The following is a 25434-nucleotide window of genomic DNA, read 5'->3' on the forward strand; positions in this document are numbered from 1 at the left end:
GTGTGGCATCCTCTGACCGGCGACGCCCGTCCAGCCACGTGCGTACTGCCTGCCAGTTCGCCGAGACACGTCCGAGCACCAGGGAGTCAGATGTCGATCCGCTGGACCGAGGACGGCGTCGAGCGATCCGCCGTCTGGCACTCCGAGAACTCCACCCCCGCACCGGCCACGGTCGTCGTCGTCGACGACACCATCCGGGCGGACACCGCGTACCGCCTGGCGAGGAAGGGGACCGGTCTGCTGTGGCGCGGTGACTATCACAACGCGCGACAGCTGCTGAAGGCGCTCGACCGCCGTCTGCAGCGGGATGCGTCACGGCATGGCGCCCAAGACGACTTCGTCGCCCACCGGGCCCAGCGGGCCGAACGCTCCCGCGTGCTGGGCATGCTCCTCGTCGAGCTGGAGGCCGACCACTCACTCCGGCTCCGGCGGGCTCCGGACGTGCGCGCTGCCTGCGACAGCGCATACGGCGAGCCCACCGGCCCCATGAGCGTCGCCCTGCAGGAGCTGCTCGGTGTGATCGGTGCCCACCAGTGGCAGACGAAGGGGGTCCCGGTCCCCGCCCTCGATGCGTCCGTGCACCCGGGGTACGGGGTGTTCTCGCCGGTGCGCGGGGAGTACATCGACCTCGTCGCCACGGCGCCGCTGCCCGTCGAGGCGCCACGGGTCTTCGACCTCGGGACCGGCACCGGGGTGCTGGCGGCGGTCCTGGCCCGGCGCGGGGCCGCCCGGGTGCTCGCGACGGACATCAGCGGGCGGGCGGTGGCGGCGGCACGCGACACGATGACCAGATTGGGTCTGGCGTCCACGGTGGAGGTCATCGAGACCGACCTCTTCCCCCCGGGCCGGGCGGACCTGGTCGTGTGCAACCCGCCGTGGCTGCCCGGCACACCCACCTCGACGCTCGAGGCAGGCATCTACGACCCCGACTCCGACATGCTGCGCCGGTTCCTCGGCGGACTCACCGGGCACCTCGAGCCCGGGGGCGAGGGCTGGTTGGTCATCTCCGACCTCGCCGAGCACCTCGGCGTGCGCACCCGGGAGGAGCTCCTCGCGCTGGTCGCCGACGCCGGGCTGCGCGTGGCCGGCCGGCACGACACCCGGCCCCGTCACGCCCGTGCCACGGACGCCAAGGATGCCCTCCACGCCGCACGGCGGGCCGAGGTCACCTCGCTGTGGCGTCTCGTGCCGGACCTCCCCTGACGGTGGGCGAAGGGGGCGGTCCCCCCGTGAGCGCGTGGCCGAGCACCTCGGCAGCGTGCTGGATCTGCGCCCGGGTGGTGCTGCGTCCCAGGGACAGGCGAACTGCCCCCAGCGCCGTCTCGTGGTCCAGGCCCATGGCCAGCAGCGCCGCGGACGGAGTGTGCTCCCCGGCGTGGCAGGCGCTGCCGGTCGAGGCCGCCACATCCTCCACCCGAGCGAGCACCTCGGCACCGATGCGTCCCGGGGCGGCGACCATGAGCGTGTTGGGCAGGCACCCGTCGGTGGGGGAGACCCGGACCAGGTCCGGCGCCACGCGGGCGAGCTCTTCCCACAGCAGGTCCCGCAGACCGGCCTGCCGGGCGCCCTCGGCCTCGAGGTGTGACCCGGCGAGCTCTGCCGCGGCGCCGAGGGCGACGATGCCCGGGACGTTCTCCGTCCCCGGGCGCAGGCCCCCTTCCTGCCCGGCGCCACGCAGCAGCGGCACCAGGGTGGTCCCGCGACGGACGACGAGGGCACCGACCCCCTTCGGCGCGTAGAGCTTGTGGCCGGCGATCGACATCAGGTCCACACCGAGGTCCTCCACCGACACGGCGATCTTGCCGACCGCCTGGGCCGCATCGGCGTGCACCACCCCACCGGCCGCGTGCACCCGCTCGGCGAACTCCGCCACCGGTTGGACGGCGCCCGTCTCGTTGTGGGCCAGGATCAGGGAGCCGAGACCGACCGGGGCCGTGGGGACCTCGGTCAGACGCACGCGGGACCCGTCGTCGACCGGCAGCTCGTGCACCCTCCACCCCAAACCACGCAGGTGCGCCAGGGGCGCGACCGTGGCGGGGTGCTCGATCGCCGAGGTGAGGACGTCGTACGTGCTGGCGACGGCGGCGGTGCCACGGATGGCCAGGTTGTTCGACTCCGTCCCGCCCGAGGTGAAGACGATCTCGTCGGGGTGGGCGCCGACGAGGCCGGCGACCTGCTCCCGGGCGTGGTCCACCGCCGCGCGGGCCCGTGCCCCGAGCGGGGTGGTGCTCGAGGGGTTGCCGAAGTGGTCCACCAGGTAGGGCCACATCGCCTCGGCGACCTCGGGCGCGACCGGCGTGGTCGCGTTGTGGTCCAGGTAGGTCGATGCGCTGCTCATGCCGGTCTCCGGTCGCGTCCGTGGTGTGCCCATCCTGCTCCACGTCCGCCGGACGCGCGAGGGGGCGACCATGGCGGTCCGCGCCGACGAAAGCCACTGGCCCCCGGTGAACCAGGTGGAGGATGATGCCGTCCCGTGGGACATGTGGACGTGGCCGGTGTGCGGTACGAGCTCTCGGACGGACGGGTGCTGCTCGACGACGTGTCGTTCCGGGTGGGCGAGGGAGCGAAGGTGGCGCTCGTCGGGGCGAACGGTGCCGGCAAGACGACCCTGCTGCGCATCATCACCGGCGAGCTCGCTCCGCATGCCGGGTCGGTCTCGCGCACCGGGGGTCTGGGCGTCATGCGTCAGCACGTGGGTGCCGGCCTGGGGGAGCGGGCCACGGTCGCCGACCTGCTGATGTCCGTCGCCCCCGCCGCGGTCCGGTCGACGGCCGCAGAGGTCGAGCGCCTCGAGCTGGCCCTGATGGAGACCGAGGACGAGCGCACCCAGATGCGGTATGCCACCGCCCTGTCCGACTACGCGGACGCAGGTGGCTACGACGAGGAGGTGCTCTGGGACGTCTGCACGATCGCCGCCCTGGGCATGCCCGTCGAGCGGTGCAGGTACCGCGAGCTGACCACGCTCTCCGGGGGAGAGCAGAAGCGTGTCGTGCTGGAGCACCTGCTGCGCGGGCCGAACGAGGTCCTGCTCCTCGACGAGCCGGACAACTACCTCGACGTCCCGGGCAAGATCTGGATGGAGGAGCAGATCGGCGCCTCCGACAAGACGATCCTCTTCATCAGCCACGACCGTGAGCTGCTGGCCAACACCGCGACCCGGGTCGCCACCGTCGAGCTCGGTCGCGCGGGCAACCACGTGTGGACCCATCCGGGCGGTTTCGGGAGCTACCACCGCGCCCGGGAGGAGCGCTTCGCCCGCTTCGAGGAGCTACGCAGGCGGTGGGACGAGGACCATGCGAAGCTCAGGGCCCTCGTCCTGATGTACAAGCAGAAGTCGAAGTACAACTCCGACATGGCCACGCGCTACCAGTCGGCCCGCACCCGACTGGAGCGGTTCGAGGCGGAGGGTCCGCCGACGGAGCAGCCACGCGAGCAGAAGGTGACCATGCGGCTGCGCGGCGGCCGCACCGGCAAGCGTGCCGTGGTCTGCGAGCGGCTCGAGCTCACCGGCCTCATGCAGCCCTTCGACCTGGAGGTCTGGTATGGCGAGCGCGTCGCCGTGCTCGGGTCGAACGGCTCCGGGAAGTCGCACTTCCTCCGGCTGCTCGCGGCCGGGGGCAGCGACCCGGACACGGAGAACCAGCCCGTCGGCGAGGCCGTCATCGCGCCGGTGGCGCACACCGGTCGGGCCGCACTGGGGGCGCGGGTGCGGCCGGGATGGTTCGTGCAGACGCACGAGCACCCGGAGCTGGTGGGACGCACCCTGCTGGAGATCCTGCACCGCGGCGACGACCACCGCACCGGGATGGGACGCGAGGCCGCCAGCCGGGTCCTCGACCGGTACGAGCTCGCCCACGCGGGCGAGCAGACCTTCCAGTTTCTCTCCGGTGGGCAGCAGGCCCGCTTCCAGATCCTGCTGCTGGAGCTGTCCGGCGCGACACTGCTCGTCCTCGACGAGCCGACCGACAACCTCGACGTCGAGTCGGCCGAGGCCCTCGAGGAGGGACTCGACGCCTTCGACGGGACGGTCATCGCGGTGACCCACGACAGGTGGTTCGCGCGCGGGTTCGACCGGTTCCTCGTCTACGGCGCGGACGGTCGGGTGCGTGAGACGGACGGCCCCGTCTGGGACGAGGGACGGGTCACGCGGGCCCGCTGAACTGCGCCAGGTCGGCCATCATCTCGGTGGTCAACCACTCGTCGGGGATCCCGAAGGCGTCGACGAGGACGCGCGCGTGGGGGCGCAGCTGCTCGCACAGCTCATCGGTGCGCGCGATGACCCCCTTCGCCTGCCTCGCGCTGAGTCGTCCGTGCTCGAGGAACCACCCGCGGTCGGTCTCGACGGTGCTGAGGACGAAGAGGTCGCAGACCTGCTCCAGCAGATCCCGCCCGGGCCCCTGCGGGGCCTCGTCGATCGCGGTGACGAAGGCCTCCAGCGCGACCCGGTCCATGTGTGCGCGGGCGGCCCGGAGGAGGTGGTCCTGGGCATCGTTGAAGACCCGGAAGGAGTCGGCGTCGTCATCACCGGCGCGACGCAGTCGCATGGCGAGGGTCTCCGTCAGGTGGGACTCCCGGTCCTCGAAGAAGGCCAGCTGTCCGCCGCGGTCGGTCAGGGCATCGTCCCCGTCACGCCCGGGGGCACCGGAGATCAGGCGCTGGATCAGCGAACCGCCGATGGTGTGCTCGATCGCCGAGCTCGTGACCTGCTTGGCGCCGAAGAGGATCGCCCCGCGGGTGTCGAGGTCGTTGAAGTCGCTCGCGTAGTTGGTGAGCATGCCCTTGGCGACGAGCTGGAGCAACACGGTGTTGTCGCCCTCGAAGGTCGTGAAGACGTCCGTGTCGGCCTTGAGGTCGGCGAAGCGGTTGAGGCTCATGTAGCCGGCGCCGCCGCACGCCTCCCGGCAGGCCTGGATGGTGTCGGTGGCGTGCTCGGTGGTCATCGCCTTCAGCCCGGCCGCGCGGGCCTCGAGCTCACGCTGGGCCGTCTCGCCCTCGACCTCCCCGGAGTCGAGCGCGGCCATCTTCTCCACGAGTCGGTTCTGTGCCAGGGCCAGGGCGTAGGAGCGGGCCAGCCGCGGCAGCAGCTTGCGCTGGTGTGCCCGGTAGTCGAGGAGCACGACCTCGTGCTCGCCGTCGGGGTAGGTGAACTGGGTACGGGCCAGGCCGTAGTCCATGGCGATGGCCAGAGCGCTGCGGGCAGCCGCGCCGGCTCCGGCCCCGACGGTGATCCGGCCGCGGACGAGGGTGCCGAGCATGGTGAAGAACCGGCGGTTGACGCTCTCGATGGGGGAGGAGTAGCGGCCCTCGTCGTCGATGTCGCCGTACCGGTTGAGCAGGTTCTCCCGGGGCACGCGGACGTGGTCGAACATCAGTCGCCCGTTGTCGACACCGCGCAGCCCCATCTTGGCGCCGCAGTCGCTGATCCCCACCCCGGGCAGCGGTGCGCCGGACTCGTCGCGGATGTGGACGAGGACGCAGTGCACCCCGTGGTTCTCCCCACCGACGACGAGCTGGGCGAAGACGGCCGCGAGCCGGCCGTCGCGCGCGGCACCGCCGATGTAGTCCTTGCGGGCAGCAGGCGAAGGGGAGTGGATCACCAGCTCGTCCGTCACCGGATCGTGGGTGGCCGTGGTGAGGATCGACTGCACGTCGGAGCCGTGGCCCGTCTCCGTCATGGCGAAGCACCCCGGCAGGGAGAGGTCGGCCATGCCCCTGATGTACCGCGCGTGGTGCCGCTCGGTCCCGAGGTTGATGATCGCCCCGCCGAAGAGTCCGAACTGCACACCGGCCTTGACGAAGACCGACAGGTCGCCGTGGCCGATCATCTCCAGACCGGTCACCGACGCGCCGAGGTCGCCCGTACCGCCCTGGGCCTCGGGAAGGCCCGCCCGCACGAGCTCGCTGCCCGCGAGCGAACGCACGATGTCCAGGGTGCGCCGGCGGTGCTCGTCCAGCCCCAGCTCGAGGGCGGGCACGGCGACGGGGAAGTCGGGATCCGCGCGCAGCTGCTGGCGGACGTGGGCCCAGCGACCGTCCAGGACGATCCTGATCTGCTCGGCGACGGGATCCTTGGGCGACTCGGACGTGACCATGTCGGCATCGTCGCAGATTGCAGTGACCCCCGGGTAACGTCGGGTCAGGCGCTCGGGCGCTTCCAGGCGATCTTGATGCCGGACCAGGCGAGATCGGTCAGCTGCTCGGTCAGCTGCTCGCGGGTGAAGTCGCCGGCCGATCCGGCCAGCCAGGCGTCAGCGCCGGCGCGGACGAGACCGACGAGGGACTGGCCCCACAACCGGGCGGGTGCCGGGTCGGCGCCCCGGTCGACGAGGGCCGCCGAGATCAGCTCGCTGATCTGCCCGGCCATCTTGCCGGTGGCCGACGCGACGGCCTCGGCGGCATTGCCGGACTTCCCGGTGCCGACGATCGGGGCGGAGACGATGAAGCGGTACAGCTCGGGATCACGCTCGACCAGCATCAGGTAGGCGTCGATCGCCGCCCGGATCACGGAGCGGGGGTCCACGTCGAGGACGCCGAGACTGGCTCCCTTCTCCCCCTTCGCCGCGCCCTGGCCGAGCGCGGTGCCGATGTCCCGCAGGATCAGCTCGTCGACCCGCTCGGCGACTGCCTGGTAGAGCCCGTGGCGGTCGGTGAAGTGTCGGTAGAAGACGGTCTTCGAGGTCGCGGCGCCGGCGGCGAGCTCGTCCATGCCGACGGCGGCGCCCCGGCTGCGGATGGTCCGGATCGCCGACTCGACCAGCTCCTTGCGGCGCTGCTGCCGGTGGACCTCCCAGCGGGCGCTGCGTCCGTCGGTGGTGGTGCTCACAGTCAGGGACGGTAGCAGGTACTGCAGGTACCTGCTACCGTCCGTATCGTATAACTCGTGTGGGATTCCTCGCCCGTGGGCGGATCGCACAGACACCCCAACTCACGACCAGGAGACCCGGAGTGGCCAACAACCAGCCCCGCCGTGCCGCCGTCCTCGGTGGCAACCGCATCCCCTTCATGCGCCAGTTCGGCCCCTACGCCGAGGCGTCCAACCAGGACATGTTCACCGCCGCCCTGGACGGGCTCATCGCCAGGTACAACCTCGGTGGCAAGCACATCGACGAGGTCGCCGGCGGTGCCGTGATCAAGCACTCCCGCGACTACAACCTCATCCGTGAGTCGGTCCTCGGCTCCGCCCTCGCGCCGACGACCTCTGCCTACGACCTGCAGCAGGCGTGCGGCACCGGCCTGGAGGCCGCCCTGCTCGTCAGCAACAAGATCAAGCTCGGTCAGATCGAGTCCGGCATCGCCGGTGGCGTCGACACCGCGTCCGACGCGCCCATCACCGTCAGCGAGAAGCTGCGCACCAAGCTGCTCAGGGCGAACCGGGCGAAGGGAGCCGTCAACCAGCTCAAGGCCATCGCCGCCATCCGTCCGACCGACCTGGGCATCGCCTTCCCCGGCAACGCGGAGCCGCGGACCGGCCTGTCCATGGGGGACCACATGGCGATCACGGCCAAGAAGTGGGGCATCTCCCGCGAGGCGCAGGACGAGCTGACCGTCAAGAGCCACCAGAACATGGCGCGTGCCTACGACGAGGGCTTCCACGACGACCTCATGACCAGCTTCATGGGGCAGTCGCGTGACCAGAACCTGCGGGCGGACTCCTCGATGGAGAAGCTGGCGAAGCTCAAGCCGGTCTTCGGCAAGGGCGATGACGCGACGATGACGGCCGGCAACTCCACGCCACTGTCCGACGGCGCCTCGACGGTCCTCCTCGGGTCGGAGGAGTGGGCCGCCGAGCAGGGCCTGACCCCGCTCGCGTGGTTCGTCGACGGCCAGTCCGCCGCGGTGGACTACGTCCACGGCGCCGAGGGCCTCCTCATGGCGCCGGCCTACGCCATCCCGCGCATGCTCGAGCGCAACGGCCTGACCCTGCAGGACTTCGACTACTACGAGATCCACGAGGCCTTCGCCTCGACCGTGCTCTCCACGCTGAAGGCCTGGGAGGACGAGTCCTGGTGCCGCGAGAAGCTCGGGCGTGACGCGCTGGGCTCGATCGACCGGGACAAGCTCAACGTCAACGGCTCCTCACTGGCCGCCGGTCACCCCTTCGCCGCCACCGGCGGTCGCATCACCGCCGCCCTCGCGAAGATGCTGCACGCCAAGGGCCCGGGCAGCCGCGGCCTGATCTCCATCTGCGCAGCAGGTGGACAGGGCGTCGTGGCCATCCTCGAGGGCGCCTGAGCCTTCCGAAGCAGATCAAGGAGAACCCCATGGGATTCGAGTACGGCAAGTTCGTCAGCTCCGGTCTGGGCAAGCAGATCGCCAACACCCTCGGCCTGCCCCGGCCGACCACCCTGCGCCGCCACACGGCCGGCGCCCCGCTCATCAACGGCGCGGTGCTCGTCGCCGGCCACGGGGACGCCCCCGTCGCGGCGGCGCTGACCGAGGCGCTGTCGGCGGACGGCATCCAGATCGCCTCGTCGCCGTCGACCTCCGTCGCGGGCGTGATCGTCGACATGACCCGGGCGGAGACCCCGGCCGACCTCGAGACCCTGCGCGGCATCCTCTCGCCGGCGTTGAAGACGCTCGCACCGACTGGTCGCGTCATCGTCATCGGTCGCCCGGTCGGGGACACCGAGGACGTCGCCCAGGCAGCCGCCCGGCGCGCCCTCGAGGGCATCGTGCGCTCGGTCGGCAAGGAGATGCGCGCCGGCGGCACGGCCAACATGGTCTACGTCGCCGAGGGCGCGGACACCGATGCGGAGGCCACCATCCGCTTCCTCCTCTCGGGCCGCTCGGCCTACGTCTCGGGGCAGGTCGTCCACGTGGCCACCCCCGTCGGTGACGTCGTCGCCCCGGAGAGCTGGGAGGCGCCGCTGGCCGGCAAGGTCGCCGTCGTCACCGGAGCCGCCCGCGGCATCGGTGCGGCCATCGCCGAGACCCTCTCCCGCGACGGCGCCACGGTCGTGTGCGTCGACATCCCGGCCGCCGGGGGCCCGTTGGCAGACGTCGCCAACCGGATCGGTGGCTCGGCGCTCCAGCTCGACGTCACCGCCGAGGACGCCGGCGCCAAGATCGTCGACCATGCGAAGAGCCTGCACGGCGGCTTCGACATCGTCGTGCACAACGCCGGCATCACCCGCGACAAGCTCCTCGTCAACACCGACGCCGACCGTTGGGGCTCCGTCCTCAACGTCAACCTCCTCTCGATCCTGGCGATGAACGAGGTGCTCGTCCCGGCCATGAACGAGGGTGGCCACATCGTCAACGTCTCCTCGATCGCCGGCATCGCCGGCAACCGCGGGCAGACGAACTACGGCGCGAGCAAGGCCGGTGTCATCGGCATGACCAAGAGCCTGGCCACCGACCCGCAGGTCGTGGCCAAGGGCATCACGGTCAACGCCGTCGCACCGGGCTTCATCGAGACCGAGATGACGGCGAAGATCCCGCTGGCCACCCGCGAGGTCGGCCGCCTGACCAACTCCCTCTCGCAGGGCGGGCTGCCGGTCGACGTCGCCGAGACCATCGGGTGGTTCTCCTGGGACGCCAACCGCGGCGTGACGGGCAACGTCGTGCGCGTCTGCGGCCAGATGATCCTGGGGGCCTGATGGCTGTCGAGACGCTCACGTCCGTCCCCTCCCTGGGCAGGATCTACGCGAAGGCCGCGCTCTCCTCGGTGCCGGGTGTCCCGGGCCCGAGGCCCGCAGGTGACCTGCCCGAGCGGACCCTGCGCCTGGCGGGGCACCGGATCGACCGGCACGACCTGCTCGAGTACGAGCGGACCTGCGGGTTCAGCAACTCCGACGTGCTGCCCCACACCTACCCGCACGTCGTCGGCTTCCCGCTGCAGATGCTGATCATGACGGCCGGGGACTTCCCCCTGGCCGCCATGGGGATGGTGCACGTCGAGAACGTCATCACCGTCCACCGCGGGATCCGCTTCGACGAGGAGCTCGACATCACCGTCGCCGCGCAGAACCTGCGCGCCCACCCCAAGGGCCGGGTGGTCGACCTCGTCACCGAGGTCGACGTCGCGGGGGAGCGGGTCTGGGAAGGACGCTCCACCTACCTGGCCCGGGGTCGGGGTGACGCCGAGGCCGACCGGGGTGAGCAGCCCCCGTCGATCCCGACGGGGCCCGCGGCGGCGAAGTGGTCCCTGCCGGGCGACCTGGGCCGCACCTACGGGCTGGTCTCCGGCGACGTCAACCCGATCCACATGAGCGCCCTCACCGCAAGGGCGATGGGCTTCCCGAAGGCCATCGCGCACGGCATGTGGACCTACGCCCGCACGCTCGCCGCGATCGGTCCCGTCACGAGCGGCCCCGGGACGAGCCACGTGTGGTTCAAGAAGCCGGTGCTGCTGCCCGGGAAGGTCGACTTCGTCATCGAGAAGGACGCCCGTGACGGCTCCGTCGTCGCGGGTCTGCGCAGCTCGCGCAAGCCGGCCACCGAGCACCTCGTGCTGACCCTGTCCTGACGCACCGCATCCACGTCGAAGGCCCGTCTCCCGCAAGAGGAGACGGGCCTTCTACGCGTCCGGCGATCGACCGCTCGGCGATCGGGGAGTGATCGAGATCACCTCGCGGTGGGATGCTCGGGGGATGGCACACGGAGACATCACGCACATCGACATCCCGGTCGCGGACACGGACCGGGCCAGCGCGTTCTACAGCGGACTCTTCGGCTGGCAGATCGCCGAGATGCCCGGCTACGAGGGGTATCCCATGTGGCAGGCGCCCAACAAGATCAGTGGGGGTGGTCTCGCGCCGCGCGGGGACGGATTCACCCATCCCCGCTCCTACGTGGAGGTCGACTCCATCGACGAGGTCCTGGCGAAGGCCACCGACTCCGGCGGGTCGGTCGTCATGGAGAAGTCACCGATCTCGGAGACCAGCTGGTACGCGGTCCTCGCAGACCCGGACGGCAACCACATCGGACTGTACGAGGGCACGACCGAGGTCTGAGGGGACCTCACCGGCCGGCGTCCGACACGGGGTCGCCGGTGCGCACGGTGCCCGGGACCAGCACGTCGGCGTCCATCCCGAACGGGAGCTCCCCGATCGGGCGCGGGCGAGCCGCCAGCGTCCCCAGGTGGCGGGTGTCCATCGCTCCCGTGGCCGTGTTGATGTCGACGACGCGGCACCGGGGGAGCATGGAGCGCACCCGGATGACCGCCCGGCCGAGGGTCAGCTCGGTCCCGGGCCCCGGGAGTCGCTCGGAGTCGATCACGAAGGTCGCCCGGAAGCGGGCCGGGTCCGACTCGCCGAGCGCGGCGATCTCACCGGTGCTGGCCAGGCTCACCGACCCGGCGTAGACGACCTCTCCGGGGCGGGTCACCCGGGCCAGACGCACCGGCCGGCCGAGGTGGTCCCCGAGCTGCTCGGCGTGGGGGGAGTCCTGCAGCTCGACCCGGGCCTGCCGACCCCAGTACTCGAAGGCCAGCTGCTCGCCGGTGGGCCGCGGCGGCGCGGTGACCACACCCCCTTCGGGCGTGGCCGTCGTGAGGACGGTGCCGTCCCAGCCGGCGTCCACGAGCACGAGGCGCGGGTGCTCCACGGTGCGCAGCACCCGGCCCTCGCGGGGGTCGACGAGGCAGAAGACCCGGTCGCCGACCGGGCCGCTCTCCTCGAGTCGCACGCGGGGCTGCTCGACGTGCCGCGCACCCTTGAGCGGGGTGTAGCCGATCCGGGCGATATGCATGTGGCCCAGTCAACCAGCGAGGATAGAGTTCGTGGGGTGCCCACTCGGGACACCCATCGACACCGACCCAGGAGAACCATCGTGCCTGCCCAGATCACCATCACCGTCGCCGGAGACGAGCGATCGGTGGCCCCGGGCACCACGGCGGCGGAGGTCTTCGAGGGCGACCGGTCCGTCATCGTGGCCCGTGTCGGGGGCGAGCTGCGGGACCTGGCGCACGTCCTGGCCGACGGTGACGTCGTCGAGCCGGTCACCGCCGAGGAGCAGGACGGCCTCGACGTGCTGCGTCACTCCTGCGCCCACGTGCTCGCGCAGGCCGTCCAGCAGGTCCACCCCACGGCCAAGCTCGGGATCGGCCCACCCATCCGGGACGGCTTCTACTACGACTTCGACGTGGAGGAGCCCTTCACCCCCGAGGACCTGAAGGCCCTCGAGAAGGCGATGCAGAAGATCATCAACGAGGGCCAGGCCTTCCACCGTCGCGAGGTCAGCGACGAGGAGGCCCTCGCGGAGCTGTCGCACGAGCCGTACAAGTGCGAGCTCATCGGCCTCAAGGGCAAGGGCGACGCGCCCGAGTCCTATGGTGAGGGCGCCGAGGTCGAGGTGGGCGGGGCCCAGCTGACGATCTACGACAACCTGCGCCGGGACGGCTCCGTGGCGTGGGGCGACCTGTGCCGCGGCCCGCACATCCCGAGCACCAAGCTGCTCGGCAATGCCTTCAAGGTGATGCGCTCCGCCGCGGCGTACTGGCGCGGGAGCGAGAAGAACCCACAGCTGCAGCGCATCTACGGCACGGCCTGGCCCACCAAGGCCGAGCTGAAGGACTACCTCGACCGGCTCGCCGAGGCCGAGAAGCGTGACCACCGCAAGCTCGGTCGCGAGCTCGACCTGTACTCCTTCCCGGACGAGATCGGCTCCGGCCTGCCCGTCTTCCACCCCAAGGGTGGGGTGATCAAGCGGGAGATGGAGGACTACGTCCGTCGGCGGCACATCGAGGAGGGCTTCGAGTACGTCGGGACGCCGCACATCGCCAAGGAGGGGCTCTTCCACACCTCGGGGCACCTGCCGTACTACGGGGAGGGGATGTATCCCCCCTTCGACGTGGACGGGATGGACTACCGCCTCAAGGCGATGAACTGCCCGATGCACAACCTCATCTACCGCAGCAAGCAGCGCTCCTACCGCGAGCTGCCGCTGCGCCTCTTCGAGTTCGGGCACGTCTACCGCCACGAGAAGTCCGGCGTCATCCACGGCCTGACGCGCGTGCGCGGCTTCGCCCAGGACGACAGCCACTCCTACGTCACCAAGGAGCAGGCGCCGGACGAGATCCGCCACCTGCTCGACTTCATCCTCGGCCTGCTGCGGGACTTCGGCCTGAACGACTTCTACCTCGAGCTGTCCACGCGGGACGACGAGGGGGAGGGGAGCACCAAGTTCATCGGCTCCGACGAGGACTGGGCCGAGGCGACCGCGGTGCTCGAGCAGGTCTGCTCCGAGACCGGCCTCGAGCTCGTGCCCGACCCGGGTGGCGCCGCCTACTACGGCCCCAAGGTCTCCGTGCAGGCACGCGACGCCATCGGCCGGACCTGGCAGATGAGCACGATCCAGTACGACTTCAACCAGCCCTCCCCGGACCGGTTCGCCCTCGAGTACCAGGCGGCGGACGGCTCCCGCCAGCAGCCGGTGATGATCCACTCGGCGAAGTTCGGCTCCATCGAGCGCTTCATCGGCGTCCTCGTCGAGCACTACGCCGGTGCCTTCCCCGTGTGGCTGAGCCCCGTCCAGGTGCTCGGTGTCCCGGTCGCCGAGGAGTACAACGACTACCTCTGGGACGTGCTGTCGCGGATGAGGGCCGAGGGCATCCGGGTCGAGCTCGACGAGAGCGACGACCGGTTCCCGAAGAAGATCCGCAACGCCAGCAAGTCCAAGGTGCCCTTCACCCTCATCGCCGGGGAGGAGGACCGGGGCAACCACGCCGTCTCCTTCCGCTACCGCGACGGCTCGCAGGAGAACGGCGTGCCGGTCGAGGCCGCGATCGCCAAGGTCCTCGCGGCCATCGAGGGCAAGGACCAGGTCACCACCGCACCCGCGACGGACTGACGATGGGTGACCGCAACGAGTTCCCCGTCGAGGACGAGCGCTCCTTCGCCGGTGTGCCCGACGGCTTCGACCGTCTCTGGACGCCGCACCGGATGGCCTATGTCACCGGCGAGCGGCCGAGCGAGGAGGCCGGTGACGGCTGTCCCTTCTGCGTGGCCCCCGACAAGGAGGACGCGGAGGGGCTCGTCGTCCACCGCGGGGAGACCGGCTTCGTCGTGATGAACCTCTTCCCGTACAACGCCGGGCACGTCCTGGTGTGCCCCTACCGGCACGTCTCGCTGTACGTCGACCTCACCGACGAGGAGACGGCCGAGTTCACGGCGATGACCAAGACCGTCATCCGCACGCTGCAGGAGACCTCGCAGCCGCACGGTTTCAACATCGGGATGAACCAGGGCGCGGTCGCGGGCGCGGGGGTCGCCGCCCACCTGCACCAGCACGTCATCCCGCGCTGGGGCGGTGACATGAACTTCCTGCCGATCATCGCCCAGACCAAGGCACTGCCCATCCTCCTGGAGGATGCCCGAGCCGCCCTCGCCGCGGCCTGGCCGAGCGACTGACCGACCCCACGCTCGGTGCGTCGCGGCGGGACGACTCCGTGGGCCGGTTACCCTGTTGCCCGAGATGCTCAATCGATACGCGCGCGCGACCGCCACCCGGATCCTGACGCCAGTGGCGAGATTGCTGCTCCGTCTGGGCATCAGTCCCGACATCGTGACGATCATCGGCACCCTCGGGGTCTGCCTCGGCGCGCTGGTCTTCTTCCCGCGGGGCGAGCTGCTCGTCGGGGTCCTCGTGATCACCGCCTTCGTCTTCTCCGACACGGTCGACGGCATCATGGCCCGCCAGCTCGGTCGCTCCGGCACCTGGGGAGCCTTCCTCGACTCGACACTCGACCGGATGGGTGACGCCGCGATCTTCGCCGGTCTGGCGATCTGGTTCTTCCAGGGCGGCGACGACCGCGTGATGGCCTGGCTCGCGCTGGCCTGCCTCGTCCTGGGCAGCCTCGTCTCCTACGCCCGGGCACGCGCGGAGGGCCTGGGCATGCGCGCCGACGTCGGCATCGCCGAGCGGGCCGACCGTCTCGTGACCGCCCTCGTGACGACCGGCCTCGTCGGCCTGGGCCTGCCCGAGGTCGTTCTCAAGGTGGTCCTGGCACTGCTCGCCGTCGCCAGCCTCGTCACCGTCATCCAGCGGGTCCTCGTCGTGCGCCGGCAGGCAGGCGCAGGCTCCGCCGCCGCATCGCCGTGAGCCGGTTCCGGCAGCGGCTGACCGTCATCGCCTTCCTCCTGGGGTGGCGGGTGCTCCGCCTCCTCCCGGCCCCGCTGGCCTACCGGCTCTTCGACGTCGCCGCGGACCGTGCCACCTCCGCCGACGGTCCGCCCGTGCAGCGGCTCCGCGCCAACTACGCCCGGGTGCGTCCCGACCTGGGCGAGGACGAGCTGCAGAAGATCACGGCGAAGGGGGTCCGCGCCGCCCTGCGCTACTACGTCGAGGCCTTCCGCCTCCCGGCGCTCCGTGGGGAGGACGTCGACCGCCTCGTGCGGTGGGAGGGTGCGATGCCGCAGCTGAAGGCCGAGCTGGTCGCCGGGCGTCCGGTGCTGTGCTTCCTCGGGCACACCGGCAACTGGGACCTCGCCGGGGTCTGGTGCGCCCGCCACCTGGGGCCGGTGGTCACGGTCGCCGAGCGCCTCGAGCCGGAGGAGATGTTCCACGCCTTCCTCGACTACCGCGAGGGACTGGGCATGCGGATCCTGCCGGCGCAGAAGGGCACCTTCGACGTCCTCCGCGCCCAGCTCGACAGCGGCGAGCCGGTCGTCATGCCCCTGCTCGCGGACCGGGACCTGTCGGACACGGGGGTCGAGGTCCGGCTGTGCGGCCACCCCGCCCGGATGGCCGCCGGACCCGCCGCCCTCGCGGTCGGGAGCGGGTACCGGCTCTACCCGGTCACCCTGCGGCACGAGCGTGTCGGCCGTGAGTGGGGGATGGTCATCACGATCCACGACGCCGTCGACGTGCCGCCGGCCGGGACACCCCGAGCGGTGCAGCGGGTCACCCAGTCCTGCGCCGACGCCCTCGGTGCGGCCGTCGCGGAGCACCCCCAGGACTGGCACATGATGCAGCGGGTCTTCGTCGAGGACCTCGACGGCCGTGCCGACGACCGCCGGAGGGCCGCATGAGGATCGGACTCGTCAGCCCCTACTCCTTCGACGTGCCCGGGGGGGTGCAGTTCCACATCCGCGACTTGGCCGAGTACCTCCGGCGGGAGGGGCACCACGCCTCCGTGCTGGCGCCCGCGGAGGTGGGCACGCAGCTGCCCGAGTACGTCGTGCCGGCCGGGCGGGCGGTGCCCATCCGCTACAACGGCTCGACGGCGCGGCTGCTCTTCGGCCCGGTCGCCGCGGCGAAGGTGGGGCGCTGGCTCGACGAGGGCGACTTCGACGTGCTGCACCTCCACGAGCCCCTCGCCCCCAGCCTGTCGATGCTCGCCCTCTGGGCCGCGGAGGTGCCCGTCGTCGCCACCTTCCACACCTCCAACGTCCGCTCACGCGTCATGCAGGCGGCCTCCCCGCTCCTGCGCCCCTCGCTGGAGAAGATCCACGGTCGCATCGCCGTGTCCGAGGACGCCCGCCGGACCGTGACCACGCACATCGGCGGGGACGCCGTCGTCATCCCCAACGGCGTCGACACATCCGTCTTCGCGCACGCCGGGACGAGGGCGCAGTGGGGCGGCCGACCGGGGGAGCCCACCCTCGTCTTCCTCGGTCGACTCGACGAGCCCCGCAAGGGCCTACCCGTCCTCGCCGAGGCGATGCCCCGGATCCTCGACGCGATCCCGGGGGCGCGACTGCTCGTCATCGGCCCGGGCAGCGGCCAGGCCGCCCGGGCACGACTGCCGGAGAGGGTCGTCGAGGCGACCGAGTTCCTCGGCGTCCTCTCCGACGAGGACAAGGCGAGCGCACTGGCGTCGGCCGACCTGTACATCGCTCCGCACACCGGTGGCGAGAGCTTCGGCATCGTGCTCGTCGAGGCGATGGCCGCGGGTACCCCGGTGCTCGCGAGCGACCTCGCGGCCTTCCGACGGGTGCTCGAGGGAGGTCGCACCGGCATGGCCGGTGCGACCTTCACGACCGGCCGCGCTGACGACCTCGCGGAGATGGCCGTGGAGCTGCTGTCCGACGGTGACCGTCGGCGGGTACTCAGCGACCTCGGGCGGGAGCGGGCTGCGACCTTCGACTGGGAGGTCGTCGCCGAGGAGATCCTGGCGGTGTACGAGACCGTGCTGGACGCCACGGCCGTCCGTCCCGAGGTCACCCGGCTGCGGCCCGGCCGCAGCCGGGCGGGAGGCGCCGGATGACCACCCTCGCCTGGATCGCCGTCGTCGTCGGCCTGCTGCTGGCCCTCGCGTGGTACCTCTCCTACAGCGCCGCCCGTCTGGACCGGCTCCACGCGAAGGTCGAGGGGGCCCTCTCCGCCCTCGACGCCCACATCGTGCGCCGTGCCGAGGCGACCCTCGAGCTGGCCAACAGCGGCGCACTGGACCCGGCGTCCGCGCTGCTGCTCGTCGGGGCAGCGAGTGGCTCGCTGGAGCGGGTCAACGAGCACACCTTCGCGGCGGACCCGCTCGAGGGCCAGCACTTCGCCGGTCGTGAGGGAGTGGAGAGCGAGCTGACCGAGGTGATCCACGCGGCGCTGCCACCCGAGGTCGTCGCGGAGATCGAGGAGGCCGGGGGGACCGGCGCGGCCGCCCTGGAGCGGCTGCGCGCAGCGGGTCTGCGCGTGCAGCTGGCACGTCGCTTCCACAACGACGCGGTCAAGGAGGTCCAGCGCGTGCGGGCCAAGCCCGTCGTGCGCCTCTTCCGCCTGGCGGGTCACGCGACGCTGCCGCAGACGGTGGAGTTCGACGACGCGCTGCCCTCCCGCTGACTCCTGCCGGTCAGCGCGCCTCGTCCACCGCCTCCGTGAGGTCGCTCGCCAGTGCGGCCGCCTCGCGCTCGGCGAGGTCGTGCACGGTCAGCCGCAGGTGGTGGGAGGGCTCCTCGCTCTGCTCCAGGCGGAACTCGTCGCCGGTGCGCACGAGCCAGCCACGGCGGGTCAGCCGCTCGGCCACGTCCCGCGCCGGCACGGGAAGGGGGACCCACAGGCTCATCCCGTCGCCCGCCTCCACCGGCAGGCCTCGTTGCGTGAGCAGGTCGGCGAAGGAGGCGTTGCGCTCGGCGTAGTGCGCGCCGGCCCGCTCGATGAGCGACAGGGCGGACTCGTCGGTCATGACCGAGTGCGTGACCCGCTGCAGCAGGTGGCTGACCCACGTGGTGCCCGGGCTGAGCCGCAGCTCCAGGCGTGCTGCCGTCTCCGCGTCGCAGGCCGTCACGGCGAGGCACATGTCCGGCCCGGCGAATTTCGAGACCGAGCGCACGAGTGCCCAGCGCTGGTGGTCGGGGCCGACGATCGAGTGGAAGGGCCGGCGGGAGAGGTAGGAGAAGTAGTCGTCCTGGATGACGAGCACGTAGGGGTGCGGCGCCAGGACCTCCCGCAGCGCTGCCGCGCGCCGTGCGCTCAGCGACGCGCCGGTGGGGTTCTGGGCGCGGGGGGTGCTCACGACGGCCCGGGCGCCCTGGTCGAGGGCCGTGCGGAGACCGTCGACGGTCATGCCCTCGGCGTCGACGGGTACGGGCACGGCCCGGTAGCCCCCGAGCTGGGCGAGGTGGATGCTCGCCAGGAAGCACGGATCCTCGAGGGCCACGGTGTCATCGCGCAGGAGTGCCTGGGCCAGCAGTCGTTCCACGGCGTCGACGGCGCCACTGGTGAGGGTCAGGTGCAGGTCCCGGGGGTTCGCCGGCACGTCGGGCGCGATCCACTCCCGTGCCCAGGCCTTGAGGTCGCGGTCGATGGTGGGCTCGCCGTAGAGCACGTGCCCCCGTCCCGCTGCCGTCGCGAGCGCCGGTCCCAGGTCGGGGATCAGGTCGGGGTCGGGGTTGCCGGTGCCGACATCGCGCAGCGATCCGGCCGCGGCGAAGCCCTCCTGGGGGACCTGCGAGCGCTGGGCGACACGCGTGCCGGCGCGACCCTGGGACACGACGACCCCGGACCGGGCCAGCGTCCGGTAGGCCGCCACCGCGGTGTTGCGGTTGACCCCCAGATGCTCGGCCAGGGAGCGCACCGGCGGCAGCACCTCGCCGGGGGAGAGGTGACCGCGCTCGACCAGGGCCCGCACGCTGTCGGCGATCTCTGCGGCCGTGCCCCCGGTGATCAGCGTCCCTGCCTCAGTACCCACGGGCCGAGTCTAGGTCGTCCCGGCGCCTCCCGGACGCCTCGCCGTGCATTGGCCTGTGCCGTGGTAATTTATGGCCTAGATCAATAATCGGTGCCGTAGCCGCGGCCGGACGAGGAGCGAATCATGAGCAGTGACACCACCACCGGGACCGCCCGCGTCAAGCGCGGCATGGCCGAGATGCTCAAGGGCGGCGTGATCATGGACGTGGTCACGCCCGAGCAGGCGAAGATCGCCGAGGACGCCGGCGCGGTCGCGGTCATGGCGCTCGAGCGGGTGCCTGCCGATATCCGTGCTCAGGGCGGCGTCTCGCGGATGAGTGACCCGGACATGATCGACGGCATCATCGAGGCCGTCTCGATCCCCGTCATGGCCAAGGCCCGCATCGGCCACTTCGTCGAGGCGCAGGTGCTGCAGTCGCTGGGTGTCGACTACATCGACGAGTCGGAGGTCCTCACGCCGGCCGACTACGCCAACCACATCGACAAGTGGAACTTCACCGTCCCCTTCGTCTGCGGAGCGACCAACCTCGGTGAGGCCCTGCGGCGCATCACGGAGGGTGCGGCGATGATCCGCTCGAAGGGGGAGGCCGGCACCGGTGACGTCTCCAACGCCACGACCCACATGCGCTCGATCCGTGCCGAGATCCGACGCCTGCAGACCCTCGCCGAGGACGAGCTCTACGTGGCCGCGAAGGAGCTGCAGGCCCCCTTCGACCTGGTCAAGGAGGTCGCGACGCGGGGCGCGCTGCCCGTCGTGCTCTTCACCGCCGGTGGCATCGCCACGCCGGCCGACGCCGCGATGATGATGCAGCTCGGTGCGGAGGGGGTCTTCGTCGGCTCGGGCATCTTCAAGGCCGGGAACCCGGCCGAGCGGGCCGCGGCGATCGTCCGGGCCACGACCTTCCACGACGACCCGGACATGCTCGCCAAGGTCTCCCGCGGCCTGGGGGAGGCCATGGTCGGCATCAACGTCGACGACCTCCCCCAGCCGCACCGGCTGGCCGAGCGGGGTTGGTGACCGGAGCGGTCGCCCGCCTCAGCGGTTCCTGTGGCCCCGCCGCAGCCGGGCGCCCCGCTCGACGTCCTCGGCGTGCTTGGCCTCCGCCTTCTCGATCCCGGTGGTGTCCCTGGGCGGCAGCTGGATCTCCTCCTCGGCCGGCATCCCGGCCTGCAGCTGACGGCCACGCTCGAGCTCGGCATCGAACTCCGCCCCGAAGAGCAGGGCCACATTGGTGATCCACAGCCACAGGAGGAAGACGATCACACCGGCCACGGATCCGTACGTGGCGTTGTAGGACGAGAAGTTGGCCACGTAGAAGCCGAAGCCGATCGAGGCGAGGATCCACGCGAGGATCGCCAGCAACGCGCCGGGACTCATCCAGCGGAACTTGGGCGGCTTCACGTTCGGTGTCGTGTAGTACAGCAGAGCGACGATCAGGACCACCACGGCCAGCAGGACCGGCCACTTGGCGATCTGCCACACCGTGACCACAACGGACCCCAGGCCCAGTGCCGAGCCGATCGACGTCGCCACCGGTCCGGAGACCACGAGGGCGATGAGGACGAGTGCGATGAGCACGATCAGCACGAGGGTGATCAGGATCATCACCGGTCGCAACTTCCAGATCGGCCGCCCCTCGGTGATCTCGTACACCCGGTTCATCGCCCGGGAGAAGGCGTTGACGTACCCGGAGGCCGACCACAGGGCGCCGGCGAGACCCAGGACGAGGGCCAGCCCCGCCCCGGGCGTCTGGGACAACGACGTGAGGATCGGCTCGAGCGTGTCCGCCACCGACGACCCGGCCGTCTGCCGCACGATGCGCAGGATGGTCTCGACGGTCCTCGGTCCCTGACCCAGGAGGCCGATGAGCGACATCAGGGCGATGAACGCCGGGAACACAGCCAGCACGGCGTAGTAGGTCAGCGCGGCAGCGAGGTCGGTGCAGCCGTCCTCCAGGAACTCGCGCACCGTCTTGCGGACGACGTAGCGCAGCGTCGGCTTCTCGATGTCGCCGGGCCCATCGGGCTTGCGCGAATCCTCCGGGGGGACCTCCCGTGCGTCGTCTCGCACAGAACTCCTTCGCTCGTCTCGCACGGAACTCCCTCGCTCAGGCACCGGGACCGGCCGTCGCGGGCGGTGATCCCGGGGTGGTGGTGGAGGAGGGGCCGGTGCCGTCAGACCCCTTCCCGAGACGCTCCTCCACCGTGGAGGAGACCTTGTCCTGGGCCCGGTGGGCCGCATCGTCGGCGGCGTGCTGGGCGCGGGCGGCCTTGTCCTGCACGCGTGGGTCGCGCCAGACCTTGCGCGCCTCGGCGACCATCTTGTCGTACTGCTGACGACCGGCCCTCGTGCCGAGCACGTAGCCGATCCCAGCGCCGACCAACAGCGTGATCTTTCCCATGACACTTCCTCCAACAGGTCGCGTGGTGACGTTCCCTCCAGCCCTACCCCCGGACCGGTGCGCCGAAACCCTCCGGCCGACGGGCGCTGCCCCGGCCGGTGGACGTAGTCTTCCGGCCGTGCCCCCTCGTCAGGACCGACTCGTGATCGGTGTGCTCGCCGTCCAGGGCGACGTCCGTGAGCACCGCGCGGCCCTCGAGTCCTCGGGAGTGACCACCACGGCCGTGCGCCGCCCCCGCGAGCTCGCCGAGGTCGACGGCCTCGTGATCCCCGGTGGTGAGTCCACGACGATCGACAAGCTGAGCCGGATCTTCGGGCTGCGTGACCCCCTTCGCTCCCGGATCGCCGACGGGATGCCGGTCTACGGCAGCTGCGCCGGGATGATCCTGCTCGCCGACCGCGTCCTCGACGGCCGCCCGGGCCAGCAGACCCTCGGGGGTCTGGACGTCACCGTGCGGCGCAATGCCTTCGGCCGCCAGGTCGACTCCCACGAGTGCGACCTCGAGGTGCGCGGGGTGGCCGGCGGTCCGGTGCGCGCGGTCTTCATCCGCGCCCCGTGGGTCGAGGAGTGGGGTGGCGGGGTCGAGGTGCTCGCCGCGGTGGAGGCGAAGGGAGGAACCCGGCCCGTCGTCGTGCGGCAGGGGAACCTGTTGGCGACGAGCTTCCACCCGGAGGTCACCGGCGACCACCGGCTCCACGCCCGGTTCGTCGAGATGGTCCGCGCCGCGCGCTGAGGCGCCCGAACGTGCGCGTCGCCCCGCGGACGGGGCGTAGGATCGTCGATCGGACCAACTGCCAGCCACACCGAGGAGACCTACGTGTCCGGCCACTCCAAGTGGGCAACCACGAAGCACAAGAAGGCGGCGATCGACGCCAAGCGCGGCAAGCTCTTCGCCAAGCTGATCAAGTACATCGAGGTGGCCGCCCGCACGGGCGGCGGTGACCCGGCAGGCAACCCGACGCTCTACGACGCCATCCAGAAGGCGAAGAAGAACTCCGTCCCCAACGACAACATCGACCGGGCGGTCAAGCGCGGCTCCGGGGCCGAGGCCGGTGGCTCCAACTGGGAGGCCATCACCTACGAGGGCTACGCGCCAGGTGGCGTCGCCGTCCTCATCGAGTGCCTCACCGACAACAAGAACCGCGCCGCGACGGAGGTGCGCACCGCCCTCTCGCGCAACGGGGGAAACCTCGCCGACCCGAACTCCGTCGCCTACCTCTTCAACCGCCGGGGCGTCGTGATGGTGCCCAAGGCGGAGAGGTCCGACGAGGAGCTGCTCGAGATCGTCCTCGAGGCCGGCGCCGAGGAGATCAACGACTACGGGGACTCGTGGCAGATCGTCTCCGAGGCGACGAACTTCGTCGACGTGCGCACCGCGCTGCAGGAGGCCGACGTCGACTACGACTCCGCCGAGGCCGTCTTCCTCCCCAGCATCGAGGTCCCCCTCGACCTGGAGGGCGCCAAGAAGATGATCCGGGTCGTCGAGGCGCTCGAGGACAGCGACGATGTGCAGAACGTCTACACCAACGGCGACGTCCCGGACGAGGTGCTCGCCCAGCTCGACTCCCAGGAGTGAGGCGGCGTGTCGACGGTCGTCAGCCGACCGTCGACCCGTAGTGTCCTAGAACAGGTGTTCTACTCGGAGCGCCCGAAGCGATCGAGGAGGTCCCCGTGCGCGTGCTCGGCGTGGACCCGGGGCTGACCCGGTGCGGCCTCGGCGTCGTCGACGGCCAGGCCCGTGACCTGCGCATGGTGGCCGTCGGTGTGGTGCGCACGAGCGCGCAGCGCTCGGCCGGCGACCGGCTGGCCTACATCCAGGACCAGCTCGACGCCTGGCTGGACCGCTTCGACCCCGAGGCGATCGCCCTCGAGCGGGTGTACGCGGCCGACCACGTGCCGACCGTCATGACCACCGCGCAGGTCAGCGGCCTCGTCCTGCTCGCCGGGGCCCGCCGCGGTCTGCCCGTCGTCCTCCACACGCCCACCGAGGTCAAGGCCGCGGTCACCGGGTCCGGTCGGGCCGACAAGGCGCAGGTGACCACGATGGTCACGCGCATCCTCACCCTCGACGAGGCACCCCGGCCGGCGGACGCGGCCGATGCGCTCGCCCTCGCGATCTGCCACCAGTGGCGGGGGAGCGGTCAGGCCCGGCGGGAGCTGGCCGCGGCCGGCGAGAGGGCCCGCCAGCGGGCGGTGGCCGCCCGATGATCGCCTCGCTGCGGGGGACCGCGAGCCACGTGGGGCTGGACCGGATCGTCGTCGACGTCCACGGCGTCGGACTGCTCGTGCACACTCCCCCGGCCGTCGCGGCCGGCTGCCGCCACGGGGCCGAGGTGGAGCTGGCGACGAGCATGGTCGTGCGCGAGGACTCGATGACCCTCTACGGCTTCTCCGCGGTGGGGGAGCGCGACACCTTCGAGCTCGCCCAGACCGTCACCGGGGTCGGGCCCCGCGTGGCCATGGCCCTGCTGTCCGTCCTCAGTCCCGAGGAGCTGGCCACGGCCGTCGCCGCCGACGACATCACCACCCTGACCAAGGTCCCGGGCATCGGCAGGAAGGGGGCGGAGCGCATCGCCCTCGAGCTGCGCGGCAAGCTGCCCGAGGTGCCCGGTGCGGCCGCGACGGCGGCGCCCGCCGTTTCGGGCGGCTGGCAGGACCCGGTCACCGAGGCGCTGGTCGGCCTCGGGTACTCGGCCAAGCAGTCCGCCGATGCGGTCGACAAGGTCTCCCGGGAGGGCGGCGAGAGCGCCCCGGCCGATGTCTCCACCGCCCTCAAGGCGGCCCTGCAGGTGCTGGCGCGATGAGCGACGGCTTCAGCTCCGAGATCCGCGTCGCCGAGGACGACCCCCGCGAGGACGACGGGTCCTACGATGCGACCGCCCGGATCGTCGACGCCGCGGGCACCGACGACGACGGCGTCGTCGAGGCGGCCCTGCGGCCGCGTCGCCTGGCCGACTTCCCGGGCCAGCCGAAGGTGCGCGACCAGCTCGGTCTCGTCCTCGAGGCCGCCCGACTGCGCGGCGCGCCCCCGGACCACGTGCTGCTCTCCGGCCCGCCCGGTCTGGGCAAGACCACGCTGGCGATGATCGTCGCCGCGGAGCTCGAGCAGCCGATCCGCGTCACGTCGGGTCCGGCGATCCAGCACGCCGGCGACCTCGCCTCGGTCCTGTCCTCCCTGACCGAGGGCGAGGTGCTCTTCTTCGACGAGATCCACCGGATGTCGCGCCCCGCGGAGGAGATGCTCTACCTCGCGATGGAGGACTTCCGGGTCGACGTCATCGTCGGCAAGGGCCCGGGCGCGACGGCCATCCCGCTGGAGCTGCCCCCCTTCACCGTCGTGGGGGCGACGACCCGCGCCGGGCTGCTGCCGGCGCCCCTGCGAGACCGCTTCGGCTTCACCGGTCACCTCGACTACTACGACGACGCCGACCTGGAGCAGATCCTGGCCCGCAGCGCGGGCCTGCTGGAGGTCGAGGCGGATGCCGACGCCCTGGCCGAGATCGCCCGGCGCTCCCGCGGGACGCCGCGCGTGGCCAACCGGCTGCTGCGGCGGGTGCGGGACTGGGCCCAGGTCCACGGCACCGGCAGGGTCGGGCTCGACGCGGCCCACCGGGCCCTGGCCCTCTTCGACGTCGATGAGATCGGCCTCGACCGGCTCGACCGCGCGGTCCTGGACGCCCTGTGCCGCCGCTTCGGCGGAGGGCCGGTCGGCCTGTCCACGCTCGCGGTCTCCGTGGGTGAGGAGACGGACACCGTCGAGACGGTGGCGGAGCCGTACCTGGTGCGTCAGGGGTACGTGGTGCGCAGCCCCAGGGGTCGCATCGCGACGCCGGCGGCGTGGGAGCACCTCGGTCTCACCCCTCCGGCAGGGGCGCAGACCCCCCTTCCCCTGCCCGACGACCCCGAGGCCGGACGCCTCGGATGACGGCCGGCGGAACCCCGCCACCGGCCTACCCGTTGGTCACCC

Annotated in this window: 25 protein-coding genes; 18 read left to right on the forward strand and 7 right to left on the reverse strand. The window is 71.6% G+C overall.

Translation table 11 applies throughout. The features are described from left to right. Positions 1-90: 90 nt before the first annotated feature. Positions 91-1203: a class I SAM-dependent methyltransferase gene (locus O9K63_RS04220; protein WP_277240839.1), complete on the forward strand. Its 1113-nt coding sequence runs from the start codon at positions 91-93 to the stop codon at positions 1201-1203. On the opposite strand, the gene O9K63_RS04225 is transcribed toward O9K63_RS04220, so the two are convergent. After that, positions 1166-2338 (reverse strand): cysteine desulfurase family protein, encoded by a 1173-nt coding sequence (locus O9K63_RS04225; RefSeq protein ID WP_277240841.1) that lies wholly within the window; start codon positions 2336-2338, stop codon positions 1166-1168. The genes O9K63_RS04220 and O9K63_RS04225 overlap by 38 nt on opposite strands. A 135-nt stretch (positions 2339-2473) precedes the next feature. Between O9K63_RS04225 and O9K63_RS04230 the strand changes: the two genes are divergently transcribed. Then, positions 2474-4159, forward strand: coding sequence for an ABC-F family ATP-binding cassette domain-containing protein (locus O9K63_RS04230; RefSeq protein ID WP_277240843.1), 1686 nt, complete (start codon positions 2474-2476; stop codon positions 4157-4159). Here O9K63_RS04230 and O9K63_RS04235 read toward each other — a convergent pair. Together O9K63_RS04235 and O9K63_RS04240 are read right to left on the reverse strand one after the other, a co-directional pair. After that, a complete protein-coding gene (locus O9K63_RS04235) occupies positions 4143-6092 on the reverse strand; it encodes an acyl-CoA dehydrogenase (RefSeq protein ID WP_277240845.1) in 1950 nt (649 codons plus the stop codon). The genes O9K63_RS04230 and O9K63_RS04235 overlap by 17 nt on opposite strands. A 44-nt stretch (positions 6093-6136) precedes the next feature. Further along, positions 6137-6823 carry a TetR/AcrR family transcriptional regulator gene (locus O9K63_RS04240; RefSeq protein ID WP_277240846.1) on the reverse strand — a complete coding sequence of 229 codons (687 nt, stop codon included), beginning with the start codon at positions 6821-6823 and terminating at the stop codon, positions 6137-6139. Positions 6824-6945: 122 nt separating this feature from the next. Here O9K63_RS04240 and O9K63_RS04245 point away from each other — a divergent pair, with 122 nt between their 5' ends. From O9K63_RS04245 to O9K63_RS04260, 4 genes are all read left to right on the forward strand, one after another. Then, on the forward strand, positions 6946-8232 hold the full coding sequence (locus tag O9K63_RS04245; protein ID WP_277240848.1) for an acetyl-CoA C-acetyltransferase: 1287 nt from the start codon (positions 6946-6948) through the stop codon (positions 8230-8232). 29 nt (positions 8233-8261) lie between these two features. Beyond that, on the forward strand, positions 8262-9599 hold the full coding sequence (locus O9K63_RS04250) for a 3-oxoacyl-ACP reductase (RefSeq protein WP_277240850.1): 1338 nt from the start codon (positions 8262-8264) through the stop codon (positions 9597-9599). Beyond that, positions 9599-10468: a MaoC/PaaZ C-terminal domain-containing protein gene (locus tag O9K63_RS04255; RefSeq protein ID WP_277240851.1), complete on the forward strand. Its 870-nt coding sequence runs from the start codon at positions 9599-9601 to the stop codon at positions 10466-10468. Before O9K63_RS04250 ends, O9K63_RS04255 begins: the two co-directional genes overlap by 1 nt. Before the next feature lie 124 nt (positions 10469-10592). Next, the gene (locus tag O9K63_RS04260; RefSeq protein WP_277240853.1) at positions 10593-10955 is read left to right on the forward strand and encodes a VOC family protein; all 363 of its coding nucleotides are present in this window, start codon (positions 10593-10595) and stop codon (positions 10953-10955) included. A 7-nt stretch (positions 10956-10962) separates the two neighbouring features. Here the strand turns inward: O9K63_RS04260 and O9K63_RS04265 are convergent, their stop codons facing one another. After that, the gene (locus O9K63_RS04265; protein ID WP_277240855.1) at positions 10963-11691 is read right to left on the reverse strand and encodes an MOSC domain-containing protein; all 729 of its coding nucleotides are present in this window, start codon (positions 11689-11691) and stop codon (positions 10963-10965) included. Positions 11692-11772: 81 nt separating this feature from the next. Between O9K63_RS04265 and thrS the strand changes: the two genes are divergently transcribed. From thrS to O9K63_RS04295, 6 genes are all read left to right on the forward strand, one after another. Then, positions 11773-13791 (forward strand): threonine--tRNA ligase, encoded by a 2019-nt coding sequence (gene thrS, locus O9K63_RS04270; protein ID WP_277240857.1) that lies wholly within the window; start codon positions 11773-11775, stop codon positions 13789-13791. Between the two features lie 2 nt (positions 13792-13793). Continuing rightward, a complete protein-coding gene (locus O9K63_RS04275; RefSeq protein ID WP_277240859.1) occupies positions 13794-14351 on the forward strand; it encodes an HIT family protein in 558 nt (185 codons plus the stop codon). 64 nt (positions 14352-14415) lie between these two features. After that, complete coding sequence (pgsA, locus tag O9K63_RS04280) at positions 14416-15042, forward strand: phosphatidylinositol phosphate synthase (protein ID WP_277240861.1); 627 nt, start codon at positions 14416-14418, stop codon at positions 15040-15042. Further along, the gene (locus O9K63_RS04285; protein ID WP_277240862.1) at positions 15039-15971 is read left to right on the forward strand and encodes a phosphatidylinositol mannoside acyltransferase; all 933 of its coding nucleotides are present in this window, start codon (positions 15039-15041) and stop codon (positions 15969-15971) included. The genes pgsA and O9K63_RS04285 overlap by 4 nt, the downstream gene beginning before the upstream one ends. Next, positions 15968-17149, forward strand: coding sequence for a glycosyltransferase family 4 protein (locus tag O9K63_RS04290; RefSeq protein WP_277240864.1), 1182 nt, complete (start codon positions 15968-15970; stop codon positions 17147-17149). Before O9K63_RS04285 ends, O9K63_RS04290 begins: the two co-directional genes overlap by 4 nt. Continuing rightward, positions 17146-17718: a hypothetical protein gene (locus O9K63_RS04295; protein ID WP_277240866.1), complete on the forward strand. Its 573-nt coding sequence runs from the start codon at positions 17146-17148 to the stop codon at positions 17716-17718. The genes O9K63_RS04290 and O9K63_RS04295 overlap by 4 nt, the downstream gene beginning before the upstream one ends. Positions 17719-17728: 10 nt before the next feature. On the opposite strand, the gene O9K63_RS04300 is transcribed toward O9K63_RS04295, so the two are convergent. Then, positions 17729-19066, reverse strand: coding sequence for an aminotransferase class I/II-fold pyridoxal phosphate-dependent enzyme (locus O9K63_RS04300; RefSeq protein WP_277240868.1), 1338 nt, complete (start codon positions 19064-19066; stop codon positions 17729-17731). A gap of 123 nt (positions 19067-19189) precedes the next feature. Here O9K63_RS04300 and pdxS point away from each other — a divergent pair, with 123 nt between their 5' ends. Next, the gene (gene pdxS, locus O9K63_RS04305) at positions 19190-20083 is read left to right on the forward strand and encodes a pyridoxal 5'-phosphate synthase lyase subunit PdxS (protein WP_431190353.1); all 894 of its coding nucleotides are present in this window, start codon (positions 19190-19192) and stop codon (positions 20081-20083) included. Positions 20084-20101: 18 nt separating this feature from the next. Here pdxS and O9K63_RS04310 read toward each other — a convergent pair whose 3' ends face one another. Then, positions 20102-21136, reverse strand: coding sequence for a YihY/virulence factor BrkB family protein (locus O9K63_RS04310; RefSeq protein ID WP_277240870.1), 1035 nt, complete (start codon positions 21134-21136; stop codon positions 20102-20104). 37 nt (positions 21137-21173) lie between these two features. Then, entirely contained in the window at positions 21174-21467 is a 294-nt protein-coding gene (locus O9K63_RS04315) for a YtxH domain-containing protein (RefSeq protein ID WP_277240872.1), read from the reverse strand. A 118-nt stretch (positions 21468-21585) separates the two neighbouring features. On the opposite strand from O9K63_RS04315, the gene pdxT reads away from it, so the two are divergent. The 5 genes from pdxT to ruvB all read left to right on the forward strand — a co-directional run bounded on the left by pdxT (position 21586) and on the right by ruvB (position 25392). Continuing rightward, entirely contained in the window at positions 21586-22200 is a 615-nt protein-coding gene (gene pdxT / locus O9K63_RS04320) for a pyridoxal 5'-phosphate synthase glutaminase subunit PdxT (protein WP_277240873.1), read from the forward strand. An 84-nt stretch (positions 22201-22284) separates the two neighbouring features. Next, complete coding sequence (locus O9K63_RS04325) at positions 22285-23043, forward strand: YebC/PmpR family DNA-binding transcriptional regulator (protein ID WP_277240875.1); 759 nt, start codon at positions 22285-22287, stop codon at positions 23041-23043. Positions 23044-23138: 95 nt separating this feature from the next. Next, on the forward strand, positions 23139-23675 hold the full coding sequence (ruvC, locus tag O9K63_RS04330) for a crossover junction endodeoxyribonuclease RuvC (RefSeq protein ID WP_277240877.1): 537 nt from the start codon (positions 23139-23141) through the stop codon (positions 23673-23675). Continuing rightward, positions 23672-24271 carry a Holliday junction branch migration protein RuvA gene (gene ruvA / locus O9K63_RS04335; protein ID WP_277240878.1) on the forward strand — a complete coding sequence of 200 codons (600 nt, stop codon included), beginning with the start codon at positions 23672-23674 and terminating at the stop codon, positions 24269-24271. Before ruvC ends, ruvA begins: the two co-directional genes overlap by 4 nt. Continuing rightward, on the forward strand, positions 24268-25392 hold the full coding sequence (gene ruvB / locus O9K63_RS04340) for a Holliday junction branch migration DNA helicase RuvB (RefSeq protein WP_277240880.1): 1125 nt from the start codon (positions 24268-24270) through the stop codon (positions 25390-25392). The genes ruvA and ruvB overlap by 4 nt, the downstream gene beginning before the upstream one ends. Positions 25393-25434 lie beyond the last annotated feature (42 nt).

The organism is Janibacter cremeus, from assembly GCF_029395675.1.
In the GTDB taxonomy this organism is placed as follows: domain Bacteria; phylum Actinomycetota; class Actinomycetes; order Actinomycetales; family Dermatophilaceae; genus Janibacter; species Janibacter cremeus_A.